Here is a 17963-nt window from a genome sequence, read left to right on the forward strand (position 1 = left end):
CTCTCGCAAATGAAGCCTCATAAAATTTGATACATTCGTATTATACCGTTGCGTTCTCCATCATTTTCTGAAGCTGATCAACCGTCATTTTGGCATCAACTGCAGCACACTCAATTTTCCCATGTGCATACACCTCCTCAAAAATATTTCAGAGAAGTCTGCACCCTTCCTGTTGTTTTTCAACTTATCATGAATGGGCAGTTCTATCAAGTTGGAAATATGAACTGCGAACATGCTTCTTAAGATGTCACTATAACAAATTCACTACAATCCGGTCTATCCCACGCAGCCCATACATTTTCCCTATCGTCTCTGGATCCTGCAAAACGGTCAAATTCATTCCAAACAGTGAATTATATCTCCCAATCATCCGCAGATGCTCCGGATATAAAAACGCCTGTTTTTCGCAAAACCTCGGGCATTCCCGCACCGGCATCTGCGCGCTGCAGCTTCCTTTGGTGCACGCTGCGTACAGTGGACAGTACTGCGAGGTATTGGTCTGATAAAAGGGAAGATGCATACTGTTTTTTCCTTCCGGGAACTTCCCGGTACCGGTATTGCCGCAGCTCTCCCATTCATACCGCTCGATCTGGAATTCTGCTTTCAAATATTTACGGTAAAATGCCGCGTGGACGCTGTTTTTCTCAAATAGTGTGCGGTCTCCCAGCTTGTAGGCCATCCTGGGATCTTTTTTTCGCTTATTAAGCAGAATGCCTAGACAGATGGAAAACACAGGAAAATGAGCGGCCAGATGAGCGGTTCCCCAGTCATTTACAACAAGCTCAACGGCTTTATTCTTTCGTTCGCACCATTCAGCGAGACGCTGCAGCCGCTGCTGTGTTTCCGACAGATTTTCTTCCAGCAAAAATGGAAACGTAAGCGTAATTGAAAACGACTCCCGGCAGGCTTTATCCATCAGTGCGAACAGTTCCTCTTCCGTTGGTGCCAGATGCGGGCAGAAAGCATTTCCTATATAGAGCCGATCCGGGTGAAAAACCGGCGGATCTGCAATCTGGTTTCTCCGAAAATAAGCATCAAAAAACACCGCACTTTCCATCGAAAGATACGCCTTATACCATTCCGGCCGGTCCAGTTCGAGCGCCAGCTCAATCGGCTGCCCGGATCCGGCAGCACTATTTTGCAATGCCACAAAGGTTTCCTTCGTAATTCCGGAAAACCATACTTTTTTCTGCTCTTCCAGACTTTCCAGATGAAACGCGTCCTGCTCCGCAGGATATCCTGTCATCTCTTCTGCAAGCGCGGCATCATCGTCCTCCATTTTCCAGCGAATATACTGGCTGTATTGCAGGGCAAGGCGCTGTACCGCATTTTGATAATCTTCCTGTTCCGTGGCGAAGGTATAAACAACATCAAAATCTTCCTCTTTTTCCTGCAGAAAAGTCACATCACGAAGAAAAATCCGCTGGTAGGATGCCGTTTTCTGATCGTAAAATGCCAGTTCCCACGGTGCGTTTTTCTGCTCAACTGTGGCCGGTGCCGCAATGCGGGTCTGAAAGCCATATTCCGAAATTGCCGTGATCCGCACTTCCTTATCTCCCCAGTATCCCGCCAGGATTCCGAACGGCAGCATGGAAATCCATGGCCATTGATCAATTTCTGTTTCACATTGCTTTTTTTGTTTCATGTATTCAAATCTCCCATTTCCCGATATATTCCAGATAAAAAAATATTTCAATTACGATTTAGTATACCTGTTTTTCATTCAAACGCAATCCCGAAATACGATTCAAAAGCACAAGCATAATCTGCGATATCCTTTCCAAAATGCAATTCCCAATTATAGTAGAAAAAAATCCATCCATACCCAGGCGCAGTCTCATCAGAGACCTCCCAGTTATAGATGGATTTTTATTTTCTACCATATGTAGTCTGGCTGCATTATTTTTCCATCAGACCCGGCAAAGCCTGTAGAAACATCTGCGAACCTGCCTATTTTGTAAACGTCTCAATCAGCTCTTTGGCATCATCATATCCCTGTCCTTCCAGTTCTTTCTGATACCACTCGTCCACGCCGTCTACCGCCTGTTTGAAGGAATCGATGTCCATATCCTCAGAATTGGTAATGGTAACACCATTTTCATTCTGCCAGCGGTTCATGATTTCATCATCACCGGCGCGGTTGATTTCACGCTCGTACTGTGTTGCCAGACGTCCGCACTCATCGATCACTTCCTGCTGCTCCGGTGTCATGCTGTCGTAAATATCTCCGTTGATGCAGAAGAACAGACAGTCATAAATTGCATTCCACATCGAGCAGTACGGCTGTACTTCCTGTACGCTTGCTGCATCGATAGCCGGAAGCGGATTTTCCTGGCCTTCTACGGTTTTCTGCTGCAGGGCCGTGTAGGTCTCGGACCAGTTCATGTTGGTGGCATCGGCGCCCCAGCGTTTGTAACATTCCATCAGCAGGTTGCTTCCTGCCACACGGATTTTCAGGTTTTTCATGTCATCGACGGTTTTTACTTCCTGCTTGCTGTTGGTCAGCTGACGGAAACCGTTCTCAGCGATTCCCATGCAGTGCAGGCCGTACTCATCAAGGATCTCTTTTAATTTTTCGCCTGCCTCGCCGTCCAGTTTGGCATCCGCATCTTCTACGGAATCAAACAGGAACGGAAGGGATACGACGTTAAATCTCGGGTCAAAGGCAGAGTAAATCAGGTTGCTGTGCATTGAAATCTGTACCGGATCTCCATCGATCAGTGCCTGGATACCCTCGGACTGGTTTCCGTTGGTCAGCTGGTCTGCGGCATATACGTTGACTTTGATCTTGCCGCCGGTTGCTTTTTCAATCAGCTCACCGAACTTCCGGCCGCCTTCTGCCCAGGTACTGGTTTCTGTCGTGGAGCAGGTGAAGTTCCAGGTCTGCTCCGGCCAGTCGAGATCGCTTCTGTCTTCTACATCGTAGGTGCTTGCAGAAGATGTATCTTTCTTTGTAAAGGCTTCAATCAGATCTTTGGCATCGTCATAACCTGCGCTTTCCAGTTCCTTCTGATACCACTCATCCACGCCATCTACCGCCTGTTTAAAGGAATCGATGTCCATATCTTCGTATTTTGTGATCTTGACACCGTTCTCGTTCTGCCAGCGGTTCATGATCTCATCGTCACCGGCACGGTTGATCGCACGTTCGTAATCGACGGCTTTCTGTCCGGCCTCATCGACAACTTTCTGCTGTTCTGGAGTCAGATTGTTATAGATATCTCCGTTAATGCAGAAGAACAGGCAGTCATAAATCGCATTCCACATCGAGCAGTACGGCTGTACTTCCTGTACGCTGGCTGCGTCGATAGCCGGCAGCGGATTCTCCTGGCCTTCTACGGTTTTCTGCTGCAGGGCGGTGTAGGTCTCGGACCAGTTCATGTTGGTCGCATCGGCGCCCCAGCGTTTGTAGCACTCCATCAGCAGGTTACTTCCTGCTACACGGATTTTCAGGTTTTTCATATCATCGACGGTTTTTACTTCCTGCTTGCTGTTGGTCAGCTGGCGGAAACCGTTCTCGGCGATTCCCATGCAGTGCAGGCCGTACTCATCGAGGATTGCTTTTAATTTTTTGCCTGCCTCGCCGTCCAGTTTGGCATCCGCATCTTCTACCGAATCAAACAGGAACGGAAGAGATACGACGTTAAATCTCGGGTCAAACGCAGAGTAAATCAGGTTGCTGTGCATCGAAATCTGTACCGGGTCTCCGTTCATCAGTGCCTGGATTCCCTCAGACTGGTTTCCGTTGGTCAGCTGGTCTGCGGCGTATACATTGACTTTGATCTTGCCGCCGGTTGCTTTTTCCATGAGCTCGCCGAACTTGCGTCCGCCTTCTGCCCAGGTACTGTTCTCGGTGGTGGAGCAGGTAAAGTTCCAGGTCTGCTCTTCCCATCCAAGGTCACTGTAATCAGCGATATCATTGTAATCCTCATTGCCGGAGGAATTTCCTGCTGTGCTGCCATCCGCACCATCGCCACTGGAAGTATCGGAATTCGTTGCTGCAGCTACCGTTCCGGTATAAGCTCCGTCTTTTGCCAGTGCTTTTGGAAGGAACGTAGAAATCTGCGGAACATACGTAATCAGAAGCAGAACTGCTACCGATGCTGCGATCATTGGCATAACGGCTTTGGAAATCTGCTGAATGGTAACTTCCATTCCTTTTTTCAGTTTTACGGAAATGGCAACAAACAGGTTGACACCAACCGGCGGAGTTACCTGTCCGATGGCCAGGTTGACGGTTGCCACGATACCGAATGCTACCAGGTCATAGCCAAGGGCTTTGCAGACCGGAAGCATAATCGGGATGAAAATGTACATCGCAGAGTTTGCATCGATAAAGCATCCTGCAATCAGGAAAATGATATTGACAATCAGAAGGAATACAAACTGGTTATGAGCAACGCTTCCAAGAAGATCCGATGCTGCCTGCGCAATACCAAACTTTGTGCAGACAAAGGAGAACAGAGAAGCACTTGCGACGATCAGCATAATTCCACCGGTTGTTTTGGCAGAATCTACCATCAGATCCCACAGGTCTTTCAGTTTGATCTCTTTATAAATAAAGATTCCGACAAACAGACCGTATACAACGGAAACGGCAGCTGCCTCGGTCGGGGTGAAAACACTTCCATAGATACCGCCAAGGATGATGACCGGCATTAAGAATCCCCAGAAAGCATCTTTAAAGGCATCCCATCTTTCTTTGGCTGTTGCTTTTTTCTGGGTCGGCTGAATGTTGTGTTTCTTTGCCTCCAGAAGAACAACGATGACAAGGGCCACACCCATCAGAATACCAGGAACGATACCTGCTGTGAACATATCGGCAATGGATACGCCTGTGATGGATGCATAAACAACGAATGCAATACTCGGCGGTATGACGATCGCAATCGAACTTGCCGTCGCCATCAGGGCTGTGGAAAACGGAGCAGAAAATCCGCCTCGCTCAATCATGGCAGGGATCAGAACCATACCAAGTGCTGCTACGGTTGCCGGACCGGAACCGGAAATCGCGCCAAAGAAGCAGGCTACGATAACGCATACGATCGCGATACCGCCCTTTTTATGGCCGACGCAGGTGTCGACGAAACGAATCAGTCGTTTGGAAATGCCCGCTTTTGCCATAATGTTTCCGGACAGTACAAAGAACGGAATGGCAAGGAGCAAAAATTTACTGATACCGGAATACATATTGGTTGCTACGATGGTCAGGGATGTACCGGAGTACAGGATCGCGCAGATCGAAGACAGACCAAGGCAGATGCCAATCGGGATACCAAGGATCAGAAAAACAAAGAATGAAAGAAAAAGAATTGCACTGATCATTTTTTCTGTCCCTCCTCTTTTGCTTTTACGAATGTATCAATCAGATATTCGATCATGTGCAGCGTCATGCAGGCTGCGCCGATCGGTACGAAAGACCAGAAAATCCATTCCGGCCAGTTTAAAACGAACGTTCTCTTTCCGTTGGCAAGCTGGGTCAGAACCTTGTCCATGCCGTATTTAAACAGGACTGCGGTAAATGCAACACTGAAAGCTGTGTTGACCACCAGCAGAATTCTTCTCGCTTTTTCTGAAAGACGGTCCGGCAGTAAAGAAAGATTGACCAGCTCTCCGTCACGGGCAGCGAGCGCTGCTGCGAGAAGTGTAATCAGGACAAATACCGCAACAACGAGTTCCTCGGTAAATGACCAGGATTGATGCAGAATCTTACGGGACAGGACATTTCCGACCGTAAGCACAACAATCAGGATCGTGGACAGCACAAGAATCAATTTCTCGACAAATGCCACGCCGTTCATGATTTTTTTGTACACTTTCATATGTTTCCTCCCTTTTCCTGTCTGCGCGTGTTTTGCAGCAGGATTTGTTTCTTGCCAGGCTGTATTACCGGTATTTCTGCATAAAAAAAGCCGCCCCACGATAACCAGGGACGGACCATATTTTTTCCGCAAACCACCCTTGTCTCTCCTTTGAAACAAGTACGAATACACGCACAAGCATACGCGGTTTCTGTAACGGGAAACTCCCGTGAAAACCTACTGGAATCCTGTCTTTATCTTAATGAAACAATAAAAACAGTTCTTTGGGTTTCCCTTCTCCGAGATGATGTTCAATCCGGACACGCTGCTGTCTCGCACCTTCTCCGACAGCTCTCTGCAAACGCTTTTTCCGCATTTACTTTTTCTCTTCCCAGAATTTATCTTACACGATGGCTGTAATTTTAGCGCGATTTTTGTCATTTGTCAAGAATTGGTTCTGAAATTTTGTTATAATTTTGAAAAACCGTAAAATTTTCGGTTTGGTGTTCTGTTTCGATTGCAGCACCTTTTTTTCTTGCTATTTTCCCACAGATACGATAAAATAACAGACAGATAAGATCCGATGCGACGGGTCTTTTTTCTCGGCATTCTGCCACGATTTTTACTACCCAGAAAAGAGGAACAGCAACTATGAAAATAGATCTTAGAACGATTCCGGATGCAGAGGTTTCCGGCATCGACCTGATGGACGTTGATATCACACTCCCGGCTCCGGAAGCAGAACCGCAGCGCCAGTATTACTTTATGGCGCTCTTAAAACAGCAGCTCGTCCCAGAACGCGCGAAAAAAAACGGCAAAGAATTCCTGACTGCCTGTATCACAACATTCGGATGCCAGATGAACGCCCGCGATTCTGAAAAGCTCGAGGGAATCCTGGAAACCGTCGGCTACCACATTGTGGAGACCGAGGATGCTGACTTTGTCGTTTACAATACCTGTACCGTCCGTGAAAACGCCAATCTTCGCGTCTACGGCCGTCTCGGACAGCTTGGCAAATACAAAAAGAAAAATCCGGGCATGATCATCTCCCTCTGCGGATGCATGATGCAGGAGCCGCTCGTTGTCGAAAAGCTCAAAAAAAGCTATCATTTCGTTAACCTGATTTTCGGAACCCACAATATCTACCGCTTCGCTGAATACCTTGTCCGTTGTATGACCGAGGACCGCATGGTGATCGATATCTGGAAAGATACCGACAAGATCGTGGAAAATCTTCCGGTTGACCGGAAATATCCGTTCAAATCCGGTGTCAATATCATGTTCGGTTGCAACAACTTCTGCAGCTACTGTATCGTACCGTATGTGCGCGGCCGCGAGCGCAGCCGGAAGCCGGAGGAAATCGTTGCAGAGATCAAACGCCTCGTTGCAGACGGCGTTGTGGAGATCATGCTGCTCGGTCAGAACGTCAACTCTTACGGAAAGAATCTTGAGGAGCCGATGACGTTTGCCCAGCTTCTGCGCGAGGTTAATAAAATCGAAGGGCTGAAACGCATCCGTTTCATGACCTCCCACCCGAAGGATCTCTCTGAGGAGCTGATCGATGCGATGCGCGACTGCGAAAAGGTCTGCCTCCATCTTCATCTCCCGCTCCAGTCCGGAAGCAGCCGCATCTTAAAGCTGATGAACCGCCGCTACACGAAAGAGCAGTATCTTGACCTTGTTGACCGCATCCGCGCGAAAGTACCGGATGTCTCCCTGACAACCGATATCATCGTCGGTTTCCCTGGCGAGACAGAGGAAGATTTTCTCGAAACGATGGATGTGGTACGTAAGGTCCGCTACGACAGCGCCTTTACCTTCCAGTATTCCCGAAGAACAGGAACACCGGCTGCCGCTATGGAGGATCAGATTCCGGTCGATGTTGTGAAGGACCGTTTCGACCGTCTTCTTGCTGAAGTACAGGAAATCTCCCGTGAGGTAACGGCAAGACATACCCACACAGTTCAAGAAGTTCTCGTCGAGAGCATCAATGAACAGGATCCGTCCCTTGTGACCGGCCGTATGAGTAACAATACGCTCGTTCATTTCAAAGGTGATGCTTCCCTGATCGGCACGCTGCAGAATGTATATCTGGATGAGTGCCGCGGTTTCTATTACATGGGAACACCGGTGGAAAACAACTAAATCTTTCAAAAACAAAAATCCCGGATTTTCGGTTCCTGCTTTTACGGCAGGTATCCAGAATCCGGGATTTTTATTTTTACTTCGAAACACCTTTTGACAGCCGCACTTGATACACCAGATACGTAACCATCAGCATCGCTCCCGCGCCAATCCATGCGGAAATCTCAGCGAATGCGACACCGCGGAACGCAAAGTGCGGAACCGCAATCTGAACGATGCCGACACGCATCACAACTTCAACAACACCGGAAATCATCGGCAGTACCGTTTTTCCCATGCCCTGGCAGGCGTTTCGGAATACGAAAAGCCATCCAAGCGGAAACAATGCGATTCCGGTGAGCGGAAGAAAGATACAGGTGTAGGAAATGACGGTCGGATCGTTCAGCATCAGAGATGCCAGGAATTTCGGCGCGAAAATTTCCAGCGCCGCAAACGGCAGATTGACTAGACTCGACAGGATCACACCGGCCCATACGCCGCTCTTGATTCTGTCATACTTCTTTGCTCCATAGTTCTGTCCGGTAAAGGTCAGAAGCGCCAGTCCGACGGTCACACCCGGCTGCTCAAACAGACCGCAGACCTTCATGCATGCCGCATACGCAGCCACATAGGCGGTTCCCATCTGGTTGACAAAGACCTGAAGCACCATTCCTCCGATGGCAGTAACAGAATTCATCACTGCAACCGGAAGACCTTTTCCGGTCAGCGCGGCAAGAATTTTTCCATCCGCTTTCCAGTCCCCCTTCTGTGGAAGCAACTCCGGTGCACGGAGGATGTGCCAGAAGCAGTACAGCGCGGAAATCGCCTGCGCCAGAACCGTGGCAAGTGCTGCTCCAAATACACCCATGTGAAGCGGAAACACAAAGAGAAGATCCAGCACAATATTGGCAATGGCAGAAAGCACCATGGAGACGAGCGGAACCTTGCTGTTTCCGACCGAGCGGAGCAGTGTCATCACAAAGTTATTGAAAATCGTGATGGTGCTTCCGGCCAGGATTGTTCCGAAATACACGAGAGTATCCGTCATCATATCCTCCGGCGTCTGCAGAAAGATAAACAGCCGCCGCATCAGAAGCAGGCTGAACGTTGTGATCACGATTCCGATGGCAAGGCAGATATAGACCGACATGGCAATCTCTTTCCGCAGCTTTTTTGTATCGTTTGCACCAAAAGAATGTGAAATACAGATGCCAAGGCCACCCGTCAGTCCGACGGCAAAGCCGATAATCAGAAAATGAACGGAGCCTGTGTTTCCAACTGCGGCAAGCGCCGTATCTCCGATTCCTTTTCCGACAACCATGGAATCCACGAAGCTGTAAAGCTGTTGGAACAGATTTCCGATCAGAATGGGCAGGAAAAACTGAAAAATCAGTTTCATGCTGTTCCCTCTTGTCATATCATTTGTTGTGTTCTGCATGGTATTTTTTCTATCCTGTCCTTTCTCTTTTAGAATTTCCTGTTTCTTTATTGATTCCCCCTCGTCTTGTCAAGACCGCAAAATGCGGCTATAATAGAGCATAACTTAGACGAAAGGTTTTTACATCACTGGCATGAACAATTTATACGAATACATCGATCCAATTGCTTCCCCCTATGAGGCATTTCTTTCTGACAGCACCCGCGATCTCCTGCCGATTCCGGCGCACTGGCATTATTATGTAGAACTTCTCTACGTCCGCAAAGGCGAAATCGAAGTTTCCCTTGACAATGTCGTATCCACCTGCACGAAGGGCGCTGTCATTCTTTTTCCGCCCAAATGCGTCCACTCCATCGCTCTTGCGAGAGGTTCTTCTCCAGTTCAGTACGATGTGATCAAATTCGATCCCAATCTTCTGCCGTCCTGCAAAACGGATGAAATCGATCTGCGCGCCATGCTGCATGGGATTCACGCCTACCGCTGTCCCTGTATCTTTTCTCCGGAAGAGGCGGCCCAAATGAATCTTTTTCCGCTTTTTTCCGATATTCTTTCCGAATATCAGAATAAAGAATTCGGTTATTCGATGGTATTAACTGCCGATCTTCGGAAAATCGTCACCAAATTTGCGCGGATCTGGCAGAAAAATGGTGATTTCTTTCTAGCTCCTGGCGTTCATCCTTCTTATGAAATCAGGTTTGACCTGATTTCCGAATACATCGATTCCCACTACTTTGAGGAGCTGACCGTAGAAAAACTGGCCGCGATGTGCAATATGTCGCACTCCACCTTTTCCATGAATTTCTACCGCCGGTACAATATGACCTGCAAGGAATACATTACAGCAACCCGGATCAATGCAGCCGAAAATATGCTTTTGTTTTCCAGCCACGACATCTCGTTTATCGCGCGGGAGGTCGGTTATACGGACTGCAGTTACTTTATCCGCTGCTACAAAAAACTGAAAGGCGTCACGCCGAAGCAGGCACGAAAACTCCAGCTTGGACGGTAACGATCATCTGTTTTCGAATTTTTTCATAGAAAGAACGCACAGGCATTTGCTGCACGCTCTTTCTTTTTTATGTATTTCTTTAAACTTTTTCCCTATCTCTCTGCAGTCTCATAAACGCTTCTTACGCGGTATGCGCCCGATACGCCGGTTCCCTCTGCGGTGAAGTCTGCGGTCGGCAGAATGCGGAAGGTCTTTGTTCCGGCTTCCATATCCACAAAGTTATCGTCCAGACGAAGCACACCGTTCTCAGTCTCTACGCTGACAGATTTTGCAAAGTTCTCTGCGGTTACGGTTACGGTATCGCCGTCTACTGATACAGAAAGCTTCGGATCTGCAAAATGGTAATGCTTCGGTGCACAGAACAGAGTTGATCCGGAAGATACTACGTTTCCATCAACAACCAGCTCATAGGTCAGATGAACTTCCAGCGGATCCTGATCGTTGAAATCAAGATGCGGCATCCACTGTCCGCCGTAAGCCGGTGCATTCACCTCGAAAGCCCCCTCTTTGACTACGGAAGAATCCGGACGGCACAGGGACCATTTTACGGTTCCGACGATCGGCTCACCGGTCTCATTGGCAACATGAAGGTCTGCACTGACATCAATCGGATGCGGCAGTGTGTTGACAAACGGTTTCTGATCGATCTCTCCGTGCTCCTCGCAGGAAAGCAGGACCGGTGCAAACATCTTCTTCTCTGCGTACTGCAGGGCTTTCCAGTTTCCATAGTAGTCCACGCTTGCCCAGGATGCTACCGGCCAGATATCGTTCAGCTGCCATACAACAGCACCCATGCAGGTACCGCGGAAGCGGCGGAAATGCTCAACGCCGTAACGGATCGCATCGGCCTGAAGAAGCTGTGAGCAGTACAGAAGCTCGTCAAAGTTCTTCGGATACAGGTATGTCTGTGAAATGTAGTTCAGGATCTTTCCGTTGGCAGCCGTATTTCTCTGGTGCATTTCCATGACACGGGAGAAGATGTTGCGGTCGCCGTCTTCGGTAAACCGTTTTACAGTCTGCAGTGCCGGGAAGGACTGGAATCCGAACTCGGACAGGAAACGGTAATGGTGGGAACGATAAGCGGTGAACGGCTCGCTTCCGTGCCATACACCCCAGTAATGGGTATCGCCGACGTTCTCTGCATTGCTGTTTTCGTAATTTCCGCCTGAAGACGGGGATGACGGCCAGTAGAATTTCTCCGGATCCTCTTCTTTGACGATTTTCGGAATGATGTACTCATACAGATGGATGTAATCATACGTCTGTTTCTTAGATTTCTGCCATGCCAGCGTTTCGTACTGGGTTTCCATCTCGTTGTTTCCGCACCATAGAGCAATACTTGCATGGGAACGGAGTCTGCGCATATTCTGACGGATCTCCGCGGAGATATTCTCTTCGAAGTCATCTGTCAGCTCGTAGGATGCGCAGGCAAACATAAAGTCATGCCAGATGAGGAGTCCTCTCTCATCGCAGACATCATAGAAAAAGTCATCGAGGAAGTATCCGCCTCCCCATACACGCAAGGAGTTAAAGTTTGCCTCCTGTGCGGATTTCAGCAGCAGATCGGTACGCTCTCTCGTCTGACGGGTTAAGATATTGTCCTCCGGAATGTAGTCAGCGCCCATCGCGAAGATCTGCAGTCCGTTGATTTCATACGCAAAGTTACGGCCCTTTACGGTCTTTGCAGGTTTATCGGTGATGATGATTTTTTTCTCACCGTTGGTCATGATCATGTTGTCGCCGTCATCGTAATCCGGTGACTGGCCGGTCATGTGCTCATCAAAGACTTCATCTTCCATCACGTCAGTATTTACGGTGATGGTACGAAGACCCATCTTCTTCTCCCAGGTATCCAGGATATCGTCTGCAACGAGCTCTACCTTTACCTGATACAGTGCCTGTGCACCATAGCCGTTCGGCCACCACAGCTCCGGATTTTCTACGGTAAGGGAAGCCTGTACATGATTGCTGCGAAGATCACAGGTAAGTCCGGTCAGATTCTTTGCCGGTGCAGAATTGGTCAGCGGATCCATTGTGCCGCTTTCTACGGTCAGAACGGTTTTTCCATCCGGGGAAGTAACGGTCATTACGATCTTTACTTTACCGTCGGTTACACCCGGCATCCACTCGATTTCAGCATCTGCGGTCAGGCGGACGAAGTCAACCACATTTCCATGAACGTTTTTTCCAGTTACATGATGCTCCTGTCCTACAAATACCTGTGCCAGACGGGCAGTTTTTACTGCGAGAACAGAAGCCTCACGGAACAGTCCTGCATCTGGAAGACGCGGACCCCAGTCCCAGCCGTACATGCAGGCTGCTTTACGAATATGCGGGAATCCCGGCATTGCATCGGATGCTGATCCAACCGGGCATTTTGCTTCTTCTTCTGCGATGAATTTTGTCGGGGAATGCAGAACCACTTTTACCTGATATACGGTATCGGCTGCATCACCTGCAACAAGATCGGTAATATCATACTCCCAGACACGGTTCATGTTGTCTGCGGAGCCGATTTTCTCTCCGTTCAGATAAACATCTGCGATGGTATCAATTCCGTCGAAGTGTAAAAACAGACGGTCCGCTTTTCTGTCTTCCTCACTGATCACGATCGTTGTCTCGTATGCGAAATCGTTCTCCATCAATTTCAGTGCATCGAGCTCATTGTCACGATAAAATGGATCCGGGATCAGGCCTTTCTCCAAAAGGGTGCCGTAAACGGTAGACGGTACCTTCGTTTCAATTGGAGTTTTCGGAATATCGTAAACATTTTTTCCGAGGACAGTTAATGTCCAGTTGTCTTTCAGACATATTGTATGCATTACAGTATGTCCCCCTTTCTTCATAGTTTCTGCTTTTTCGCGTAGTTTCGCCACGCTTTTCACTTTATTTTTATCTTACTGCTTTTTTAACCAAAATGGTACAAAAAAGCTCTTGAAAAATAGGAAAAATCTCCAAATGCGAAACGATTTTAGAAAATTTCGGAAACAGTGAGACAAATTCTCAATCATCACTTTGACAGATCTGGAAAATGTGATAGAATAAAAATGTCGGCATCCTGAAAAAAATGCCGGCAGTATTTTTCGAAAAGAAAGATGAGGAAAAAATTATGATACCAGAAAGATTAGCTGCTCTCCGCGAAAAAATGAGAGCATACGGCGTGGACGCTTATCTGGTTCCGACCGCCGATTATCATGAATCCGAATATGTAGGAACTTACTTTAAAGCAAGAACGTATATTACCGGTTTTACCGGTTCTGCCGGAACTGCTGTGATTACGCAGGACGAAGCGTGCCTCTGGACCGATGGCCGCTACTTCGTACAGGCAGCCAAAGAACTTGCCGGAACCGGCGTTACCTTAATGAAAATGGGCCAGGAAGGCGTTCCGACGGTAGAGGAATACCTGGCGGCAAATACAAAAGAGGGCATGACCATTGGTTTTGACGGCCGCGTTGTCAATGAAATGCTCGGCGAAGCACTGGAGAAAACACTTCCGGAGCGTTTTCTTTCCTATCGAAGCGACCTGATCGGTGAGATCTGGTCGGACCGCCCGGCACTTTCCGCAGAACCCGTGTGGATCCTTGATGCAAAATATACCGGTGAATCCGCTGCGGAGCGTCTTGCAAAAGTACGCGAAAAGATGAAAGAGAACGGTGCCGAAGTGCATATTCTGACTGCACTGGATGATATCGCCTGGATGCTGAATATCCGTGGAAACGATATTCCATGCAACCCGGTTGTCCTCTCCTATCTCGTACTGACAGAAACCGAGAGTCATCTGTTCATTCAGGAAGAAACCTTAAATGAGAAAGTAAAACAGTATCTTGCTGATCTTGACATTTCCCTTCATCCATACGATGCTGTTTATGATTTTGTTTCCGGCATCACAGGAAAAACCATTCTTCTGGAGAAAGCCAAAGTCAACTACACGATCTGCCAGAGTGTCATGGGCAGCAATACGATTGTCAATGTCATGAACCCGGCTTCTTCTTTAAAAGCAGTCAAAACACCGATTGAGATGGAAAACATCCGAAAAGCCCACATCAAAGACGGCGTTGCCGTTACCCGTTTCGTATACTGGTTAAAGAAGAATATCGGTAAGATCCCAATGAATGAGGTTTCCGTTGCTGAAAAACTGGAATCCTTCCGGAAGGAGCAGGAAGGCTTTATTGAGCCAAGCTTCGGAACGATTTCCGCTTACGGCCCGAATGCTGCTATGTGCCATTATCAGGCAACGAAAGACGATTTCTCTATTCTGCAGCCAAAAGGCATGTACCTGGTGGACTCCGGCGGACAGTATTATGAGGGAACGACCGATATTACCAGAACAATCGTAGTTGGACCGCTGACCGAGGAAGAAAAAGAACATTTCACCATCACTGCGATGGGAACCCTTCGTCTTGGAAATGCAAAATTCCTCCACGGCTGCATCGGTATCAACCTTGATTACCTTGCAAGACAGGCATTCTGGGAGAGAGGTCTTGACTTCAATCACGGAACCGGCCACGGCGTCGGCTATCTTTTAAATGTCCATGAGCGTCCAAACGGTTTCCGCTGGAAAATGGTTCCGGAGCGCATGGAAAATGCCGTTCTCGAGGAAGGTATGCTGACCTCCGACGAACCAGGTATCTATATTGAAGGAAGCCACGGTATCCGTACCGAGAACCTGATGCTCTGCCGCAAAGCAGAAAAGAACATGTATGGCCAGTTCATGCGCTTTGAGTTCGTTACCATGGTTCCGATCGACCTCGACGGTATCGATACGCAGTATATGACGGAGAAAGATGTCGAGCTGCTGAATAATTACCACAAAGAAGTGTATGAGAAGATTTCTCCTTATCTGGAAGGGGACGAAAAAGAGTGGCTGAAAGAAGCTACCCGCCCGATTTCCAAATAAGTTCTTTCTATAACATCAAAAAACCGATGTTCTGTGCGTGTTATTTTCACAGAACATCGGTTTTTCTCATTTCTTTTCCTTATAATACTTTCGATAAAAATTCTCTCAGGCGCGGGTGCTGCGGATTTGCGAAGAATTCCTGCGGCGTATTCTCCTCCTGAATATTTCCCTCGTTGATAAAGACGACGCGGGTTGCCACCTCTCTGGCAAAACCCATCTCGTGTGTAACAACGACCATGGTCATGCCCGATTCGGCAAGCTCTTTCATAATTTCCAGAACCTCTCCTACCATCTCCGGATCGAGTGCAGAAGTCGGTTCGTCAAACAGCATGACATCCGGATTCATCGCAAGGGCGCGCGCGATGGCGATTCGCTGCTTCTGTCCGCCGGAAAGGCTTCCCGGATAGGCATCTGCTTTGTCCGGCAGTCCGACACGGGTCAGAAGCTCCATCGCTTTTTTCTCTGCTTCTTCCGGTGTCATTAGTTTTAATGTCACCGGAGCGAGCAAGATATTTTCCTTAACGGTTTTGTGCGGAAACAGATTGAACTGCTGGAATACCATTCCGATCTTCTGACGCACATGGTCAATGTCAGTTTCCGGCGCCGTGATGTCAACGCCCTCGAAGTAAATTTTTCCGCCGGTTGGAATTTCCAGACGGTTTAAGGAGCGCAGAAACGTCGATTTTCCGGAACCGGAAGGACCGATAACGGCGACAACTTCTCCCTGACGGATCTCTGTGCTGATTCCGTCTAAAACTTTATTATCCTCGAAGCTCTTCTGCAGATTTTCAACTTTAATTAATACTTTTTCGTTAGTGGTCACTCTTACGCAGTCTCCTTTCCAGTTTGCCCATGAAATAGGTCAGAATCATAACAAGAATCAGATAAAAGATCGCTGCGGAGAGAAGCGGAACCAGCGCATCGTACGTACGGCTCTGTACCAGGGTTGCTGCTTTTGTAATATCGATGGTTCCAATATAGCCGATGATAGCGGTCTCTTTCAACAGCACGATCATCTCGTTGATCAGCGCCGGAAGAACATTTTTAAACGCCTGCGGAATGATAATCAGACGCATGGTCTGTGCCGAATTTAAACCAAGGCTTCGTCCCGCTTCCGTCTGTCCTTTATCCACAGACATGATTCCGGAACGGAAGATCTCGGCAACGTACGCACCGGAGTTAATACCGAATGCAATTCCGCCGATCACGATATTGTTCAGGTTTACGGTTGCAAAAATAACGGAATAGAAAAACAGAATCTGAATCATGGACGGCGTTCCGCGGATAATCGTCAGATAGACGCGTGCCACAATGTTCAGAAGTTTTAATTTACCGGTCTGCTCGTGTGTCGAACGGATCAGTGCGATAAGAAGTCCGAGCACAACACCGATGCACAGTGCAATTACCGTGACAAGCAGCGTCGTCTTCAGACCGGTCAGCCACCACTCTGTAGCACCGTTGTCTACAAAGTAGCGGTTAAACTGATGCTGTAAATTTTCCATAGAATACATCTCTCCTTTGTGGTTTCATTTCCTGCAAAAAGAGCGGCTGCACCATTTTGCCTGGCGGACAGCCGCTCTTTTTCCTCTTATTAGATTACTTTCTTACAATAACAACCTGCGTTGCATTTGCGTAAGTATCGGTGAAATCAACACTCTCCTCACGCTCCGGAGTAACGGTCATTCCGGCTGCGCCGAAGTCTGCTTTTCCACTGTTGACAGATGCAAGGATGGTTTCAAATGACATATCCTCGATTTTCAGCTCATAACCAAGCTTGTCGCAGATTGCCTTGGAAATGTCGGCATCGATACCAACGATATCATTTCCCTCTTTGTACTCCCACGGCTCGAACTCTGCGTTGGTTGCCATGGTAAGCGTTCCCTTGGAGTGGTCTGCGTCTGCCGGGGATTCATACGGATGCTGTCCGACTTCATCACCAATGTAGTTGCTCATGATCTCATCAAGAGTTCCGTCCTCTTTCAGCTCTGCCAATGCAGTGTTGAACTCGTCTCTTAACTCATTTCCTTTTTTGAAGCACATCGCGTACTCTTCGGTATCAAAAATGCCTTCTACAATTTTCAGATCATCGTTTGCTGCAACGAATTTTTCTGCCGGCAGGGAATCGATGACAACACAGTCAATCTTTCCGTTTTTCAGTGCCTGAATAGCATCGGCGCCTTTGTTGTAACGCTGCATCTGGGAATCTGCATTAACGGCATCGCTCGCCTGAGAATCACCTGTTGTTCCGGTCTGTACACCAATCTTCAGATCTGCCAGATCCTCTACGGATGTTACTTCTACTTTCTTTGCGGTAGATGCAGAACTTCCGCATCCTGCCATCGAAACAGCAAACAAAACGGACATTGCAAGTGCTGTTGCTTTTTTTGCAAAATTCATTTTCATAATAATCTCCTTCTCTCCTCATGTAATGTATATTTATTCACTTTCCCTTATTATAACAGCATCTTTCTGAAATGCAAGGAAAAACGGAAAAAAAAGCAACAGAAATACAAAAGACAGCCCGGGGGTTCTTCCATGGCTGTCTTTCCGTTTTTGTATTCAGTCCGTATTTTTTCCGTCTGCTGCTGTGCAGCGCAGGATCCGCTGAATGCTCTTTTCCGATAAAGCATATTCCTCTGCGAGTTCGGAAACTCTGCTTCCGTTTTGATGTTTCTCGCAAATTTCTCGGTTTCT

The 17963-nt window shown here is 47.9% G+C and carries 11 protein-coding genes; 3 read left to right on the plus strand and 8 right to left on the minus strand.

The genetic code is table 11. The features are described from left to right. Positions 1-250: 250 nt before the first annotated feature. From DXA55_RS00840 to DXA55_RS00850, 3 genes are all read right to left on the minus strand, one after another. On the minus strand, positions 251-1645 hold the full coding sequence (locus DXA55_RS00840) for a hypothetical protein (protein ID WP_117812807.1): 1395 nt from the start codon (positions 1643-1645) through the stop codon (positions 251-253). 305 nt (positions 1646-1950) lie between these two features. Continuing rightward, positions 1951-5325: a TRAP transporter large permease subunit gene (locus tag DXA55_RS00845; protein ID WP_117812808.1), complete on the minus strand. Its 3375-nt coding sequence runs from the start codon at positions 5323-5325 to the stop codon at positions 1951-1953. Next, positions 5322-5822 (minus strand): TRAP transporter small permease, encoded by a 501-nt coding sequence (locus tag DXA55_RS00850; RefSeq protein WP_117812851.1) that lies wholly within the window; start codon positions 5820-5822, stop codon positions 5322-5324. Before DXA55_RS00850 ends, DXA55_RS00845 begins: the two co-directional genes overlap by 4 nt. Positions 5823-6506: 684 nt before the next feature. Here DXA55_RS00850 and miaB point away from each other — a divergent pair. Next, positions 6507-7946 carry a tRNA (N6-isopentenyl adenosine(37)-C2)-methylthiotransferase MiaB gene (gene miaB, locus DXA55_RS00855; protein WP_117812852.1) on the plus strand — a complete coding sequence of 480 codons (1440 nt, stop codon included), beginning with the start codon at positions 6507-6509 and terminating at the stop codon, positions 7944-7946. 76 nt (positions 7947-8022) lie between these two features. Here miaB and DXA55_RS00860 read toward each other — a convergent pair whose 3' ends face one another. Continuing rightward, positions 8023-9324, minus strand: a complete 1302-nt coding sequence (locus DXA55_RS00860) for an MATE family efflux transporter (RefSeq protein ID WP_158565002.1) — start codon at positions 9322-9324, stop codon at positions 8023-8025. A gap of 172 nt (positions 9325-9496) precedes the next feature. Here DXA55_RS00860 and DXA55_RS00865 point away from each other — a divergent pair, with 172 nt between their 5' ends. Further along, a complete protein-coding gene (locus tag DXA55_RS00865) occupies positions 9497-10372 on the plus strand; it encodes an AraC family transcriptional regulator (RefSeq protein WP_117812810.1) in 876 nt (291 codons plus the stop codon). Between the two features lie 92 nt (positions 10373-10464). On the opposite strand, the gene DXA55_RS00870 is transcribed toward DXA55_RS00865, so the two are convergent. Next, entirely contained in the window at positions 10465-13194 is a 2730-nt protein-coding gene (locus DXA55_RS00870) for a beta-mannosidase (protein WP_158565003.1), read from the minus strand. A 287-nt stretch (positions 13195-13481) separates the two neighbouring features. Between DXA55_RS00870 and DXA55_RS00875 the strand changes: the two genes are divergently transcribed. After that, the gene (locus DXA55_RS00875) at positions 13482-15269 is read left to right on the plus strand and encodes an aminopeptidase P family protein (RefSeq protein WP_117812853.1); all 1788 of its coding nucleotides are present in this window, start codon (positions 13482-13484) and stop codon (positions 15267-15269) included. A gap of 79 nt (positions 15270-15348) precedes the next feature. Here the strand turns inward: DXA55_RS00875 and DXA55_RS00880 are convergent, their stop codons facing one another. The 3 genes from DXA55_RS00880 to DXA55_RS00890 form a co-directional block, all read right to left on the minus strand. Next, the gene (locus DXA55_RS00880) at positions 15349-16092 is read right to left on the minus strand and encodes an amino acid ABC transporter ATP-binding protein (RefSeq protein WP_055217779.1); all 744 of its coding nucleotides are present in this window, start codon (positions 16090-16092) and stop codon (positions 15349-15351) included. Further along, the gene (locus DXA55_RS00885; protein WP_055217777.1) at positions 16082-16771 is read right to left on the minus strand and encodes an amino acid ABC transporter permease; all 690 of its coding nucleotides are present in this window, start codon (positions 16769-16771) and stop codon (positions 16082-16084) included. Before DXA55_RS00885 ends, DXA55_RS00880 begins: the two co-directional genes overlap by 11 nt. Before the next feature lie 94 nt (positions 16772-16865). Then, on the minus strand, positions 16866-17666 hold the full coding sequence (locus DXA55_RS00890) for a transporter substrate-binding domain-containing protein (RefSeq protein WP_306665737.1): 801 nt from the start codon (positions 17664-17666) through the stop codon (positions 16866-16868). Between the last annotated feature and the right edge of the window lie 297 nt (positions 17667-17963).

It is taken from the genome of Blautia sp. OF03-13, assembly GCF_003460685.1.
Taxonomy (GTDB): domain Bacteria; phylum Bacillota; class Clostridia; order Lachnospirales; family Lachnospiraceae; genus Fusicatenibacter; species Fusicatenibacter saccharivorans.